This window comes from Leptospira idonii (assembly GCF_004770995.1).
GTDB lineage: Bacteria > Spirochaetota > Leptospiria > Leptospirales > Leptospiraceae > Leptospira_A > Leptospira_A idonii.
In genome coordinates this window covers 1-14,907 of record NZ_RQHW01000081.1, presented here as the reverse complement: position 1 = coordinate 14,907, position 14,907 = coordinate 1, and the positions used below count along the sequence as shown (strand labels likewise).

The 14,907-nt window shown below is 36.9% G+C and carries 14 protein-coding genes; 5 read left to right on the top strand and 9 right to left on the bottom strand.

Annotated features, from left to right (window positions below; genetic code table 11):
- Window positions 1–45 precede the first annotated feature (45 nt).
- On the top strand, window positions 46–357 hold the full coding sequence (locus tag EHS15_RS18820; protein ID WP_135762145.1) for a hypothetical protein: 312 nt from the start codon (window positions 46–48) through the stop codon (window positions 355–357).
- A 76-nt stretch (window positions 358–433) separates the two neighbouring features.
- Here the strand turns inward: EHS15_RS18820 and EHS15_RS18815 are convergent, their stop codons facing one another.
- From EHS15_RS18815 to EHS15_RS18805, 3 genes are all read right to left on the bottom strand, one after another.
- Window positions 434–1,111: a hypothetical protein gene (locus tag EHS15_RS18815; protein ID WP_135762144.1), complete on the bottom strand. Its 678-nt coding sequence runs from the start codon at window positions 1,109–1,111 to the stop codon at window positions 434–436.
- 86 nt (window positions 1,112–1,197) lie between these two features.
- A complete protein-coding gene (locus tag EHS15_RS18810) occupies window positions 1,198–1,611 on the bottom strand; it encodes a hypothetical protein (RefSeq protein ID WP_135762143.1) in 414 nt (137 codons plus the stop codon).
- Entirely contained in the window at window positions 1,598–2,617 is a 1,020-nt protein-coding gene (locus EHS15_RS18805; RefSeq protein WP_135762142.1) for a hypothetical protein, read from the bottom strand. The genes EHS15_RS18810 and EHS15_RS18805 overlap by 14 nt, the downstream gene beginning before the upstream one ends.
- A gap of 163 nt (window positions 2,618–2,780) precedes the next feature.
- On the opposite strand from EHS15_RS18805, the gene EHS15_RS18800 reads away from it, so the two are divergent.
- A complete protein-coding gene (locus EHS15_RS18800) occupies window positions 2,781–3,101 on the top strand; it encodes a helix-turn-helix domain-containing protein (RefSeq protein WP_135762141.1) in 321 nt (106 codons plus the stop codon).
- 401 nt (window positions 3,102–3,502) lie between these two features.
- Here EHS15_RS18800 and EHS15_RS18795 read toward each other — a convergent pair whose 3' ends face one another.
- From EHS15_RS18795 to EHS15_RS18775, 5 genes are all read right to left on the bottom strand, one after another.
- Window positions 3,503–6,610 carry an efflux RND transporter permease subunit gene (locus EHS15_RS18795; RefSeq protein WP_135762140.1) on the bottom strand — a complete coding sequence of 1,036 codons (3,108 nt, stop codon included), beginning with the start codon at window positions 6,608–6,610 and terminating at the stop codon, window positions 3,503–3,505.
- The gene (locus EHS15_RS18790) at window positions 6,576–7,850 is read right to left on the bottom strand and encodes a TolC family protein (RefSeq protein ID WP_425460659.1); all 1,275 of its coding nucleotides are present in this window, start codon (window positions 7,848–7,850) and stop codon (window positions 6,576–6,578) included. The genes EHS15_RS18795 and EHS15_RS18790 overlap by 35 nt, the downstream gene beginning before the upstream one ends.
- Window positions 7,851–7,991: 141 nt before the next feature.
- A complete protein-coding gene (locus EHS15_RS18785; protein WP_135762138.1) occupies window positions 7,992–8,357 on the bottom strand; it encodes a DUF6488 family protein in 366 nt (121 codons plus the stop codon).
- Window positions 8,358–8,384: 27 nt separating this feature from the next.
- A complete protein-coding gene (locus EHS15_RS18780) occupies window positions 8,385–9,203 on the bottom strand; it encodes a HupE/UreJ family protein (RefSeq protein ID WP_135762137.1) in 819 nt (272 codons plus the stop codon).
- A gap of 8 nt (window positions 9,204–9,211) precedes the next feature.
- Window positions 9,212–9,520 (bottom strand): metal-sensing transcriptional repressor, encoded by a 309-nt coding sequence (locus EHS15_RS18775; RefSeq protein ID WP_135762136.1) that lies wholly within the window; start codon window positions 9,518–9,520, stop codon window positions 9,212–9,214.
- A gap of 123 nt (window positions 9,521–9,643) precedes the next feature.
- Between EHS15_RS18775 and EHS15_RS18770 the strand changes: the two genes are divergently transcribed.
- From EHS15_RS18770 to EHS15_RS19415, 3 genes are all read left to right on the top strand, one after another.
- A complete protein-coding gene (locus EHS15_RS18770; protein WP_135762135.1) occupies window positions 9,644–10,888 on the top strand; it encodes an MFS transporter in 1,245 nt (414 codons plus the stop codon).
- A gap of 152 nt (window positions 10,889–11,040) precedes the next feature.
- Window positions 11,041–13,485 carry a TonB-dependent receptor gene (locus tag EHS15_RS18765; RefSeq protein WP_135762134.1) on the top strand — a complete coding sequence of 815 codons (2,445 nt, stop codon included), beginning with the start codon at window positions 11,041–11,043 and terminating at the stop codon, window positions 13,483–13,485.
- A 62-nt stretch (window positions 13,486–13,547) separates the two neighbouring features.
- Window positions 13,548–13,922 carry a hypothetical protein gene (locus EHS15_RS19415; protein ID WP_246052317.1) on the top strand — a complete coding sequence of 125 codons (375 nt, stop codon included), beginning with the start codon at window positions 13,548–13,550 and terminating at the stop codon, window positions 13,920–13,922.
- Between the two features lie 630 nt (window positions 13,923–14,552).
- Here the strand turns inward: EHS15_RS19415 and EHS15_RS18755 are convergent.
- On the bottom strand, window positions 14,553–14,907 hold a 355-nt coding region (locus EHS15_RS18755), incomplete at its 5' end, for a hypothetical protein (RefSeq protein WP_210416380.1).

Genomic DNA, 14,907 nt, shown 5'->3' with positions numbered 1-14,907 from the left:
TAATTCTCTTTCCACTTCAGATAATACGGTCTAAATTCTAACTTTATGCCAATTGTAGAAAATATTCCAGATACTACTGGAAAGAAATGTGAATGTGGTTCTTGGCTCAATCACTGGAAAAATGAAGCAGGCCAAGATGCTGAGTATTGTGCTGTTGTAGGATGTAATGAGACTAACCATCTAGTTGGTGCGCATGTTTACAAAATAGAACCATACAGTCCATATCACTTCATCATTCCTTTATGTAAAAAACACAATAATATACCGCCAGGCGAGCGCTTTGAAGTGAAGAACGTCTTTTTCGCCTGGGCAAATGTATTCGAAACTTGCGGAGCTTATTTCGATGAGGATGATTGATAAATTTACTTAATATTTTCAGATTTTGTCAGGTAGATAAACTGGATATTTAAGAATTCTCCAGCATAACTACCGTTCAAAAATATTTTACACAATTTTCCCACCAACCGACGCAAATTCTATGATCTTGGGTTCCCCATCCCCATAAGTTAGAACATGCACGACCAATATCGTTTATATTTCTAGGAAATGCTATTGACGGAGTTTTTTCTGCTAAATTATAACAAAATTTCTTTTCTTTCTCCTCTCTTTCTGCACGTTGCTTTCTTTCTTGCTCCTCTCTTTCAACTCTTCGTTTTGCAAGATAATTTTCATATGCGATAGTATAAGAAAAAGCACCATTTTGCACCTCAAAGGCAGTTAACGATTTTTCTATAGGATGTTGGACTTTTCCATTTAATGGCCATAATCCATTGAAACTACCAGTAAAAACCCCTTTTACTTCGATTCTTTCATCTTCGATAGATAATTCAGCAGTACCTTCTCCATTGATACAGTTACCTTTCTGGCATTCGATTCTTTTTAATACATAGCCCTCTTCGACCTTTATAAAATAAGGATACTTTGTTACATCTTTTGTATTAACCGAAAGTTTAAATATGCCATCTTCATTTGCAGATACTAAAAATTCTTTTTTATCTTTGGTGCGATATGTTCCTAATACACCAGGAAGTAATATCCCATCCTTTTCTATGCACTTACCCGTATATTGGTCACCTATTCTAAAATCAATAGAACAAGTATCTTCTGTCATTCGTGTCACAGAATAGTTGGGCAAAGACGAATTGAAAATCAAACAACCTATCTGTGACATTGATATAATAAAAACTAATGAATTTGCTATTCGCATTTTATAGTGTAACCTCTTTCATTGTATATTAAAGGGAGTGTAAATAGAGATAACAAGTTAAGCATCACAGGAGGCCAACCCGCTGAATGTCGAATCTTTGCATGGCCTAAACCACAAAATTCATGCAAGTTTATTGTTTGATATCCCAACGGAATAATCATAAATAACTTTCCAGAATAAATTTTAAAATCTGGCTTTCCTTTATGTTCATATTCTTCCGTTACAACTAAATTTCGCAATTTAGGAGCATATTCATCTGCGTTTACGGAACTCATTTGTGATAAATCTCCTTCTGCAACTATTCCACTAACATTTCCGTAAACAAGAGTTTGTGTCGCACATTGATTAAAAAGAAATAGTAAAGACGCAAATACCAAGAGACCAACTAAATTATTCTTCATCATTTCCTCTATAGCTTGAGTTAAATTTCTCAGCTGAAAACTGTTTGATAATATAATTTTGAAATCTGAAATATTCAGGAAAATCTTCTAGCGCATGATATCTGGCATCTTCATGCTCAATTAACTTTTCATCAGATTCGAATTTTATCTTTTCATATTCTTTCATTTGTTCTTTATAAGTTGACTCAGCCTCTTCCAAGCTTTTCTCATATTCATCTTTTAACTCTTGGTTTTCTTTCTCAATCTGATCTTTGGGCTTATAGTTTCGGTATCTCACAAATGCAAAATAGCCAGGCAAAATGATGGTAGGATTAATACCATAGACAAACTCAATAAACAAAAATTTAGAATCCCACTGCTCGATGGGAGTGAGAATATACTGCGATGTCTTTACTATTGTCATTATTGCAGCAATGACAGCAGGAATACCGTATTTCCTTTTATACTTTTTATAAACGACCTTTGGCACTTGAGCCTTTTCTGGCAGAGGAAGTTCATCTTGTTCGGAAAAATTCTCAGCTAATTTTCTAAACTTACATAGGCTTGAATTCTGATAATCTTTCTCATATTTTTTAATGAGGTCTTGATTCTCTTTTAAAATCTTTAACTGATTTCTGGCAGAGCGTTTATCATCAAGATTATCAAGTTTCTCCACCGCATCCTCGACAAAGCCAACAACAGGCAATATATCGAAATTCAAGAATACGTATTTTGCAATATCATCAGATAATTGAAGGGCTTCTTCTATCGCAGTCTCAAAAGTAAATACGAACTTTCTCAAAAACTTTTGCTCTTGCTTTGCTACAGCCTCTTTAAGTTGTAAATCAAGTTGCTTTGCCGCAAACCTATTAGCTTGCTCCTGAGCGACATGCAATTGCTGTCTCAGCTCTAGGATTTGCTGGTTCTGTTCAATTGCTGCATTTAGCAAAGCCTCAGTGTTTCTTTTTGTCGCAGATGAGTTAGCAGTTTGATAAATATCTAATATTGTGTTAAATTTACTGTTTGGCACAGAACCTTCTCCTTTCCGCTCCCTTATCTGACTATAGCGAAGATTTAGAAAATTTTACCAACTTATGCCATAACCTCAAAAATGGTCAACAACATTAATGCGAACATTTATTCGTGTATATTCAATCGTGGCTAATTAATCGGAAATTGCCTATTCTAAATGAATGGATTATGATCCAATTCTAAAGAGTATTATTCAGAAAATTCGAAATCTTAGAGAATCAAGAGATATGAGCCAGGAAAGCGTTGCTGGCCTAGAAGTTAGTCTCCGCATTTATCAGAAAATTGAAGCTGGCAAAGGGATGCCAAGCCTAAAGACATTATTAATAATCGCAGATTCATTAGGCATTCATCCTAAAGAACTTCTCGATGTTCCATTACTTCGGGACAGACCACTGAAAAAAGAGTTTCCCAAAAGAAAGCGACAAAGGGTTCTTGAGAAGAAACCAGAGCTTCCTTTAAAAAAGAAGACTACCAAAAAATAGTCAAAATTACTTGTTTGAGATCAGATAAAAAATCGGGGGCATACAGCCCCGATAAATGAATAAGGTAATCTTATTATCGGTAATAAAAACTAAAACCTAACAGAAATTCAGGTGATTTGCTCAAGAATCTACGAATTTTTAGGCTTTCGATATACAAAACTATGAATAAAAATCGTTTTCCATTACAAAATCAGATTTTATTGTTATGCCCCAACATGAACACTAATCCGCAATTAGATGGATTATTTAAAAAAGTAGCAAACGAAAATAAATTTAGGTCTAGTGTCAAAAGCCATTCATTGTCAATTGGCTTTCACGTTTCAATAAACGTGAATTTATTCCCTTAGAACGAGAACCCAAGAGACTTTATTAGAGATCCCACTTTTCCTCATAGCTTACCATTATTCTTTTTCCAACCAATAGTAAAATACAGGGAGCAACACAAGAGTTAAAATCGTTGATGTGAATATCCCTCCAATCACCACAGTTGCAAGAGGCTTTTGCACTTCAGAACCAAGCCCTGTGCCAAAGGCCATTGGTAAAAATCCGAAAGAAGCAACAAGAGCGGTCATGATTACGGGTCGAATCCGACTCACTGCCCCTTCCAAAACTGCTTCACGTGCAGAAAGTCCTTTCACTTCTCTCAGCCGATCAATAGTAGCTAATTTCACAAGACCGTTCAATACGGCGATTCCAGATAAAGCGATACATCCCACAAATGCGGATACACTAAGATCCATCCCTCTTAGATAAAGAAACCAAACACCTCCGGTAAGCGCAAAAGGGACACAGAAAAATACGAGCAACGCTTGTTTCACAGATCTTAATCCTAAATACAAAACGGTGAAAATCATGAACAAAGTAAAAGGAATAATAATAGCTAACTTTTGTTTTGCTAAAGACAAGTTTTCTATTTGTCCTCCCCAAAAAATGGAATACCCTTTCGGAATTTGCAATTGGGAAACCTTTTGAGTGGCTTCCTTATAGAAACCTTCCAAATCCCTCCCCCTTAAATTTACAGAGACGGCAACAAATCTTCTAGACTTATTACGGGAAATAGTCATTACCTTCTCACTTTTCTGTATCGAAGCAAGAAGTTTGATCGGAATGGTTCCCCCATCATCTGTTCCTACATTGATTTCCCCTATTTCAGACTCCTTATCCCTGAACTCCTCCGCCAAGCGAATCTTAATTGGGAAACGAACTTCCTCTTCGTAATAGCCTCCCAGCTCGAAACCGCTCATAGAACTTTCTACAACGGTATTGAAGGTAGAAAGAGAAATATTATAATAATTCAATTTAGTGGTATCAGGAACAACATCAATCACATTCGATTTTCTGAGTGCCATAATGGGATCTAAGGCAACCTCAGCGGCACCTGGGATCTGTTCCAAAGTATTCTTTAATTCTTCCTGTAATCGAAGAAGAACATCCAAATCTTTTCCCAATATTCGAACGCTGACATCTGCTCTACTTCCTTCTAAAAGTTCGTTGAATCGTGCTTCCAATGGCTGGCTCAATGTCAGCTCTGAATCTGGATATTTTTCTTGAACTGAATTTTTGATCTTATCTAAAAACTGATCCCATGTTTCAGGCTGCAATAGATCAGAAAGTTTGTCTTTCTTTAAGATAATGAAAGTGTCTGCATTAAAGGCACCCATAGGGTCGTTTGCAACGGAGCTAGTTCCAATCCGCGAGAAAACACTTTCTACTTCAGGCATTTGTTTTAGGAAAATTTCCACTTCCTTTTGTTCCCGAAGACTTTCCTCCAAACTTGTATTTCCTTCCCTAGAAATGATGAGCATCAAATCCCCTTCAACCAGTTTGGGGAGAAATACAGTTCCCATTCGGAAATAAATAAGAATAGTAACGATAAAAAAAACGAAAGAGAAAACTATAATCTTGCGAGGTTGTTCCAATAACTTTGGAAGTTTTTGCGCATACCAATTTACAATTTTAGATGGCTTGCCCTTCTCATGAGATACTTTATTTTTCGGTGAAAGGAAAAAGTAAAGTAGAGGAGGAAGTAAAAATACAGCCAAAACCATACTAAAGCCTAATGCGAGTAATACTGTTTCCGCCATAGGTCGGAACATTCTTCCAGGAATTCCGTCCAAGGATAAAATAGGAACATACACTAACATAATAACAAGGATTCCGAACGAAACAGGCTTCAATACTTCCAAGGAAGAATCCAAGATCATTTTTTTCTTTTCTTCCTTATTAGAATAGTTCCCTGTCTCGAATTTCGCTAGAACGTTTTCAGTAATGACAATGGACGCATCCACGAGTAATCCGAAATCGATAGCACCAAGACTCATCAGATTTGCAGAAATCCCGAACATCCTCATACAAATAGAAGCAAGTAACATAGAACCCGGAATGATTAATGCAACAATCAAAGATGCTCGTATGTTATACAATATTAGAAACAGAGTGAGTATAACAAGGATCGCTCCTTCTCCCAAATTTCGCAAAACCGTTTTGATGGTAGATTGAATGAGAAAAGATCTTTCCAAAAGTACTCTGACTTTTACATCTTCGGGAAGACTCAATTGAGAAACAGCTCGGTTTAAATCTTCGTTTACTCTATAACTATTCTCGCCCTTTAACATCAGAGCAGTGCCAAGTACAATTTCTTTCCCGTTCGAACTGGCACCACCTACTCTCTGTAATCCGTGTTCGTTTACTTTTCCAATATCGGATACTAGAACGGAACCGCCAGTTACAGTTCTTCGAACGACAATTTTAGAAATCTCGTTCAAATTCTTTTTCAAACCATAGGCTCTTACAATTGAGATTTTACCCTGGGTTTCAATAAATCCTCCACCGAAACTTTCCCCGATGGTAGAAATATCCTGCATAATTTGGTCTATGGAAAGTCCCCAAGCTTTCATACGATTCGGATCGACGTCGATATGAATTTCCTTCTCATATCCACCGTTAGAATCCACTTCGACAATTCCGGGAACCATCCCTTTTAACTGAGGACGAACTACATAATCTTGCACCGTTCTCAAATAGATAAGTTTTTCTTCTTCGGGACGCTGATCCAATTTGGAATTTGGAACTGCTTCCACCGAATAAAAAAATATTTCACCTAACCCTGTCGTATTGGGCACGATTGTGGGAGAAGTGCCATCTGGTAGCTTTGCCTTCACACTGGAAATCCGCTCCGCAACCATCGCTCTTGCCTGATAGATGTCCGTATTTTCACGAAAGATTAGGGATATATTAGATAAACCAAATTTGGATACGGAACGAACATCAATTAGATTTGGTAGCCCCAAAAGTTCTGTTTCCAAAGGAAAAGTAATCACTTTTTCCACTTGCTCTGGATCTAATGAACCTGTGTCTGTTGTAACGATTACTTGAACATTCGTTATATCAGGAACAGCATCAACAGGGACCTCATTTAAGGAATAAAATGAAAATAAAAATAGGAAAGATACCAATCCTACAGATAAAAAAGGGTTATTTAGACTGGTATTCAAAAGTCTGGCTAGCATTATCTAATACTCCGAGAATTTCTTTTTCGTTAGTGATATATAGCAGGTTCAACAACGCTTCCAAATGCGCTAATTGAACATTTAAGATAGCATGATCTGCTTCGTGAAGTTGACTTTCCAATTCGATATAACTTACCAATTGGATTCTTCCTTTTTTGAATTCCTGATCGGCAAAGTTTAGATCTCTCTCTATCCTGTTAAATTGTTTCAAGTCGTATATTTGCAAATCCGCTTTTGATTGCTCATACTCCAGATAAGCCTGCTTAAAGGATTTCTGTATAAGATTTTCATGATAGACCAACCTTTCTTGTTTGGCTTTCAGATTCATTTCGGCAGAAGCAACTTTATTTTGATATTGATCCCAGACAGGAAGACGGAACTTGAGTCCGAAATCAAAGAAGCGGTTGGCGACACCCGATTTATCTTCACCAACCTGTCCTGTTACAGAATAATCCGAATACTTTTCCAAGTTCGCCAATTTAAGTTCCGTTTTTGATTTTTCTAATTCTCCTTTTGCAGCAAGAACGGAAGGATTACCAGAAATTGCTTTTTCTTCCAGCTCTTTCAAATTGAACTGTATTCCGGCAGTAAAGTAAGGAATTTTTAAATTTGGAATGCTTTCTTGGCGAAGGTATAAGTTTAAGGATTCATAATCTCTAGCTGCATCCAGTTCCAAATCATTGAAATATTTTTTCAAAGCCAATATTTTTGCTTCGATAATGAATAAATCGGTTTTAGCTTGAGGAGTGACAAAGGGGCGAGATTTAATATAACTTTCCACTAAAGAAAGTCTTCTAAGTCGTTCTTTGATATGATTTTTTTTCTCAGTAGCAATTAAAAATCTATAAGCAAACTTAATCGAATTCAAACGAATAGAATTAAATGCCTCCATTCGCTGGATTTCCAATATCCTGGACTCATTATCAACTAAGAGCTGTTTTAATTCTTTTCTTCCAGGGAAATAAATTGGCTGTTCTACTGATAAAGCATATTCCGCACCTGCTTCGTTAGCTGCTGATCTTTGACCATAATCAATGTATACGGAAGGGTTTTGCGTTTTTCCTTCTTGCTTTCTTTTATAGAAAAGACTTTCCAAATCGGAATGTATGGCAGTCAAAAGAGGAGAATTTTTCTCCGCAGTCTCTACTATGGAACTTAGAGTAAACTCTTTCGAGTTTTCTAACGCACGAATAGGGCGATCTATTAAAATACAGAAAACGAGAGTGATAAGGATTGAAATTGCCTTCACGAATAGCCTCTTTATATTTACGCAGAAATGAAAAACCGAAGTCTCCTAAACGCCCCCAAACATTTTATATGAAAGGGAGCGTCTTGGAAATTCGAACAATGTTTTATTGCCTTATCGATTTTTCAGAATGGATCAATCCTTCAAATTCTTGAACACACCGGTGAAATTCGCATCGTAGATATCGCCGCTTGCAGAGATAAGAAGAAACAAAGACTTGGCAAGTTTTGCATTCGTAAACTTCACAATATAGTAACCTTCACCTTCTTTTTCAATTGCATCGGAAGTAACGGACTTATCTTCCCAGCTAACATCAAGCCGAGAGCCGTCTACTTTTTCCTTTTTTGCGATCAGTGCGGATACTCCCTTGCTTGCAGAAGCGAGAATTTCACTCTTACTCAATTTTTTATGACTGGAATGATCGTGAGCAAATGTTCCCGATCCGAAAACCGATCCCATCAGAGCCAAGGTAAGTAACCATTTTGTTAAGTTGTTTTTCATAATTTTTCCTTAAATATTAAATATATTCTAATGCGCGTGCGGCTTATCGCTTCCATGCTGGTGCGTATTTTCTTCGTTCAAAATATTCTTTTTATAGTTTCTCAGAGGATCAGGCGATTCTGCTTCATTATGTGCATGGTAATGATCGTCCCTATTCAACGGAAAATCATCAGGAAAGGCTGTATGAGAAAACCCATGCAATTGCATTAAGAATAACAATGAACCCAAAAGTATGAGGCCGAAATTCATAGCATTACTAAAACGTTGAAACGATTTAGTTTTTCTCCAGCCAGCCAAAATAAGAAGCATTGCGGTTAAGGCGAACACTTGCCCTACTTCCACGCCTACATTGAAAGATAAAATTTTTAAAATCAGTCCCTCTTTAGGAAGAGGCAATTGTTGTAAACGAGTAGAAAGTCCGAATCCGTGAATCAATCCGAATGTGAACACCATTAAAAGCAAGTTTGGCGATACAGTGTTTAGGTATTTTTTGAATCCATCCAAATTATCAAAACCCTTATAAATGACTGTCAATGCGATGACTGCATCGATCAAAAAGTAATTTGCCTGGATCGTATAAACTGTTGCGAACACCAGCGTAATCGAATGCCCAAGAGTAAACGCTGTTATAAACTTAACGATGTCCTTAAATTTAGTAAGAAAAAAAATCACCCCGAAAAGAAAAAGCAAATGGTCATATCCGCTGAGCATATGAGAAGCGCCTAACTCAAAATACTGTAAGTGTCCCGCATCTAAGATTTTCTGTTTATCAGCGTCGGACATTCCGTGAGCAAACACGCCGGAACTTAATAAAAAACCCGCAATAATGTATATAAAATATTTCATTTTCTTTCCTATAGATATTTAGTTATTTCTTTTAATTCCCGCATTTTTCTCTTCAGATCGGAAGGTTTTTCATGATCAGAAGTCTCAATGCAACCCTCTATGTGATCATAAACAAACGTATGTTTTGCATTACCAATAGCACTGTATACGGATTGGAATTGCTGTGCCACTTCGAGGCACGGCCGCCCTTCTTCAATCATTGCAATCACCTTCAAAAGATGTCCGCTAGCACGTTTCAATCTTTTTATGATTTCAGGGTGAGTTGTGTGAATATGATCAGAATGGTCATGTGAATGATGGTGATTATGTTCTTTCATAAACGTTTTTTACATCCTATGGGGGAGGATAGGTTCTGTAAATCTTTTTTTGATTGCAAAGAATGAGTGTCAACAATTCAAATGAACTTGTTCGGTTGAAATAAGCTTACGAACAATCTAACAATGACCGCGAAAGCACTAATGCAATTTATAGTAGAACCCCTCAAACCTCTGCGAAATTTCACATTTACCAAACTTTACTTCTCGCAAATCGCAAGTTTATTAGGGGATTCTTTCACCTGGCTAGGCTTGGCGCTTCTTACTTATGAAATCAACCCGAAGAATTCAGCAGCAGTACTTGCATCAGCATTGACATTGAGAGTTTCCGCTTATATCTTCTTTTCTCCTTTTGCAGGAGTCATGTCGGAGAAGATAGAACGTAAAAAAATTTTGATAACTACTCAATGCGCAAGAATGATCATTGTATGTATGTTGCCCTTTATTACGAAAGAATGGCAAATATATGGACTCATATTTGCTTTAAACGTGTTTGCTGCATTTTTCACCCCTACATACAGAGCGATCATACCACAAATTGTAGAGAAAACTATATATAGAGAAGCAAACGGTCTATCAATGGCTACGTTTCAACTGCTGAGTGTTTTTGGTCCAGCAATCGCAGGAATAGCAGCAGTTTGGTTAGGAGCAAAGCAGATCTTTCTTGTAAACGGATGCCTACTGCTTATCGCCATTATTCCACTACTTCTCATTCCAGCGGCATCCTTACAAAAAGGAATGATAATGAGCAACAAGTCTTCAAAAACAACAGGAAGTGAAATAATAAAAAGCATCAAATTATTATTCGGCAATAGAATCATAAGATTCGCTCTAAGTATAGAATTTATATCAGCTATCGCAGGTGCGATGGTATTAGTCAATTCCGTCGGGTTAGTAAAAACTTCTCTCAAATTGGATGATACACATTACGGATGGATCATGTCTGCCTTCGGATTGGGAGCTGCTCTATCTGCGTTTTTATTAGGCAGCTTGGATAAATCGAAAACACGCAGCATATCATTGATATCCGGTGCATTGATCATAGGTCTATCGATTAGTATTGCAAATTTTGTTCCTTATCAAGGACTCATCTTACTATGGATACTTGCGGGAATTGGACAAACACTTGCCGACATGCCTTCCGAAACGTTAATAGGAGAAAACATTCACCCGGAAGACCAAGGCAAGGTATATGGAGCCCATTTTGCTTTTTCACATTTGTGGTGGGCGATTGCTTATCCGATTGTAGGCATGATTGGCATTCATTTCCCGGAAAGAGATTTTTTATACGGCGGTCTACTCACATTAGGAGTAGCCTTAGTTACAATTATCATTTTTCAATCATTTGGGAAGAAAAACTATCAAAGTTGATAAATATTCTAGTTCAATGAGCAGCTTGATTACATTTTCTTTCTGCTAATAAACAAAATCCAATACATAGTTCCTCTATTTTTTTATTCCAAAAATAAAACTTTCTTGCATTTGCGGCAAAGTTGCAAATGATGACGCTTGGAAAATGAAACATGAACTTCTCTAAATTTTTTTTATCAAACGAAATAGTATTAAAAAAGTTAAAACTTCACTCGCTTCGAAAGATAATACCTGTTGTTCTTTTCCTTTTCGGAACATCTATCTATGCACTGGACTTTAATATTAAAGGAGATGTTTTGTCTGCGAATGGAAAGCCGATTGAAAATGCAAAATTATTTTTACAAGAAACGAAACAAACTTCTTCCGTAGATAAGCAAGGTAGTTTTGAATACCAACATTTACCACCTGGAACATATACGCTTTTTGTTTCAGCAGGTGGATTCCAACCAGAAACGACAACAATAGATTTAAAAGACAAAGACGAGAAGATCACGATCATTCTATTGCCTTCCAATTTGGAATTTCAATCCATCAATGTTACAGCAAAATCCAATCTTGCGGATTTTCTAAATTCTCCCCAATCGACTACGGTAGTCAAAGGACGCCAATTGCAAAGACAAAGAGGAGAAAATATCGCCACTACACTGCAAAATACACCAGGTGTTTCTGCTCTAACAACAGGAGCAGGAAGCGCCAAACCGGTGATTCGTGGACTTTCGGGACAGAGAGTGCTCGTAATGAGTGATGGAGTAAGACAGGAAGACCAACAATTCGGTGATGATCACACAGTAGATTTGGATGCGTTCGGAATCAGCCAAGTCGAAGTGGTAAAAGGCCCTGGAAGCGTATTGTACGGTTCTGATGCGCTTGGAGGGGTAGTCAATGTGATCAGAAATAAAGCCCCTACAAAAAAAGATGGAGCCCCTACGTTAGCCGGAACGATGAGCTATAACGGATTTTCTAACAACAAACAAGATGCAGGTGATTTATCCTTATATGGTTACAATCACAATTCGAATATAGGATATCGAGTTCAAGCAAACGATAGAAAAGCAGGTAGAATTTCAACCCCTAACGGAATAATTCCAAATACAGGTTTTACGGAATCGAATAAATCCGTTTCTGTAGGAACAGATGGAGCCTGGGGAAACATTTATTTAGACAGCTTCAGGAGAGAGTTCAAACAAGATCTATACGACAATCCGAATGAAAACCCTGGGGCACAAGTTTCCCAATCCGTTATCCATGATAAAAATCATTTACATTCCTTTTTCATCTTTGCTTTGGGAAATTTGGAAGTAGATGCGGGATACCAACGAAACAACAGACGAGAAATTCCTGACAAAAATATTTACGTTCCTATTCAGAAGACCCTCCTAGACAGCACTATCTCAGACTTCACAAAGGCATATAACATATACCAAGTGAATCAATTCAGAACAGAACAAGGTTTAAATCTGTCTTTAGACACAGGCACATTGGATGTTAAATTTCATCACAAACCTATTCTTGGATGGAAAGGTACCATAGGAGTTTCCGGCATGAACCAAAAAAATGCTACGAGAGGAACCGAACCTTTGATTCCCGGATATTTATTAATTAATTTAGCGGGTTTTCTTTTAGAAGAATATAAACTAGGTGATTTTACGTTTTCCGGCGGGCTCAGGGCGGACAAAAGAAGCGTGGATATCAAAGCCAATACGGATTTGGGGGTAAGTGAGGAAACAAAAAATTTTTCCGCCACTACAGGAACGTTAGGCAGTGTTTGGCGGTTTTCAAAACCTCTTTCACTTATCCTAAACGTTGGCAAGGGATTCAGATCACCCACTCCTTTTGAATTATATTCCAATGGAGTTCACGAAGGCACTGGTCGCTTTGAGACAGGAAAAAATCAACTAAAACCTGAGACTTCCGTGAATTACGATACAGCTCTCCGATATGCGTCTTCAAAAATTCAAGCAGAAGTTACTTTCTTTCAAAACACTATACAAGATTATATTTATTCTGTAAGCCAAGGAAAATATGACGAGGAGTCTCGGCTTCCAGTGTATCAATATAGACAAGATAGAGCAGTATTAACCGGTGGAGAATTTTTCATTCAAGCTGAATTGACGAAAAATATTTCAATGAATGGAGGGATTGATCTTTTAAAAGGATCAGTGTATAAAAAAGTCGATCCTTCTACTTTTTTAACGATAGAGGATACTGATCTCAGTTTAATCTATAATGATTTGCAAACCAAAGCACTTCCTAGAATGGCTCCAAATCGATCCAGATTGGGATTTAGATTTTCCAAAGAGGAATTATTCTCACTACAAAAACCTTACTTATCTGTTAGCGGTCGTTTTATTAGCTCTCAATACAGAGTGGATAAATTGGAAACGACTACAGCAGGGTATAATTTATACGACATAGGTTTTGGCTTCGAAATCCCTTCTTTAAACAACGAAGCTGAGCCAGCTACATTTGATTTTGCGGTTATGAATGTTTTTAATAAGGCATACGTAGATCATATGAGTAGGTATAAAGATTATGCGCTGAACCCTGGAATCAATGCAACTTTCAAACTTACAATTCCCCTCACTATCATCAATTAAAGGAAATTTATATGCAAACTTATCTCTCTTCCCTAATCCGCAAATTGCGATCCTCGATATTTATGCTGACTCTCATTCATCTAATAATATTTTATTCCTGCTCGACAGAAAACGAAGCAAAAAAGAAGGAAGAGGCAAATAAGAAAAATCAAATCTTTCTTGGTATCGTAAATTCGGCTAATTTATCGGACTGTGTTTATTGCACAAATACACAAGCGTTTCAAGGATCATGTACTTGTTATTCGAATATACCGATAGGAACCTGTTCAGGTTTATCTTCGGGACCGGCAAAATCAAATTCATATAAAATTTCCTGCACAGAACTTACTTCATCTGGTGTTTGGTTTATTAGTGATGACGGTAAGAGTCATACATGCCTTTATACTACTTGTCCACCAGAAGCATATAGAGCGGCATTTACTGCCAATGGGATATGAAGAGATTTTTCTATTTTTTATTTCCCTTGGTAAGGTGCTTTTCAAAACAACATACTAAAATCAAGCAAGAGATAAGTGGTAATCATCAAATTCCACTTTACAAATATTGAAAATATCATAAGAAATTTGCCATCTCCATCTTTCATTTTTAGGCGGGAATTATTAGAATAATAAGGAGTCACAAAAAAAATACTTCAGGATTATCCCTCCGTAACAAAACGACGAACTTCTATTTTGCATCAATCACCCTCAGAGATAATTGAGACACCTGATAGAATACAGCAATGCAACTCTAATGGACAAATATGGATTGCAACCAATTCTATTCCCTTGTTAGCACATTTTGATCCTTATTTAATTTGGTATGTTGAGGGCAATAAAATTAGTCATGCAGGGAAAATCACTGAAAAGGTCTGAGATAGTTTATTTGGTGATGGTGGCGAAGTTGCAAAGCTTGAAAATTTTATCGCCATAGCCATATGTCTTAGTATAATCAAATTCATCATACCGGATTCTAATTATATCACTCACTTTTTAAACTCTTACAAGTCTCGAAATAATATAACAAAAAGTAAGTTTGTCAATTACCTTTTACAGGACATAACGAGGCATATTCAATATTCTGGGAAGCTATTCGATTTTCTCAACATCGTATTTCTTACGACTCAACCAAGCAGAATCATCACTCATTAAATTATCAATATCCTTAATCAATCTTTTATATAGCTCTGAAATTGCTTTTAACTCCTGCCTTGGCACCTTGGAATGCTTCTGCACGTACTCACATAATTCAGAAAAGCCTTGGGTAGTAATTTTTTTATCAACAACGAAAAAAGGAGATATAATCATTGAGTCTGAAGTATAAGATCTCATGTCCTGGCTCATTAAATATAAATAAGGCGGCAAAATTTCCACCTCTAACAAAGAGTATTCTTCTGAAAATTTTGAAAACCAAACACGTGCATTACTATATGAATAGGAAAGG

What these genes read in the sequence shown, in the direction of transcription:
- EHS15_RS18820 (WP_135762145.1), top strand. Translation starts at nt 46, where the DNA reads ATGCCAATTGTAGAAAATATTCCAGATACTACTGGAAAGAAATGTGAA.
- EHS15_RS18815 (WP_135762144.1), bottom strand. Translation starts at nt 1,111, where the DNA reads ATGACAGAAGATACTTGTTCTATTGATTTTAGAATAGGTGACCAATAT.
- EHS15_RS18810 (WP_135762143.1), bottom strand. Translation starts at nt 1,611, where the DNA reads ATGATGAAGAATAATTTAGTTGGTCTCTTGGTATTTGCGTCTTTACTA.
- EHS15_RS18800 (WP_135762141.1), top strand. Translation starts at nt 2,781, where the DNA reads ATGGATTATGATCCAATTCTAAAGAGTATTATTCAGAAAATTCGAAAT.
- EHS15_RS18795 (WP_135762140.1), bottom strand. Translation starts at nt 6,610, where the DNA reads ATGCTAGCCAGACTTTTGAATACCAGTCTAAATAACCCTTTTTTATCT.
- EHS15_RS18785 (WP_135762138.1), bottom strand. Translation starts at nt 8,357, where the DNA reads ATGAAAAACAACTTAACAAAATGGTTACTTACCTTGGCTCTGATGGGA.
- EHS15_RS18780 (WP_135762137.1), bottom strand. Translation starts at nt 9,203, where the DNA reads ATGAAATATTTTATATACATTATTGCGGGTTTTTTATTAAGTTCCGGC.
- EHS15_RS18775 (WP_135762136.1), bottom strand. Translation starts at nt 9,520, where the DNA reads ATGAAAGAACATAATCACCATCATTCACATGACCATTCTGATCATATT.
- EHS15_RS18770 (WP_135762135.1), top strand. Translation starts at nt 9,644, where the DNA reads ATGACCGCGAAAGCACTAATGCAATTTATAGTAGAACCCCTCAAACCT.
- EHS15_RS18765 (WP_135762134.1), top strand. Translation starts at nt 11,041, where the DNA reads ATGAACTTCTCTAAATTTTTTTTATCAAACGAAATAGTATTAAAAAAG.
- EHS15_RS19415 (WP_246052317.1), top strand. Translation starts at nt 13,548, where the DNA reads ATGCTGACTCTCATTCATCTAATAATATTTTATTCCTGCTCGACAGAA.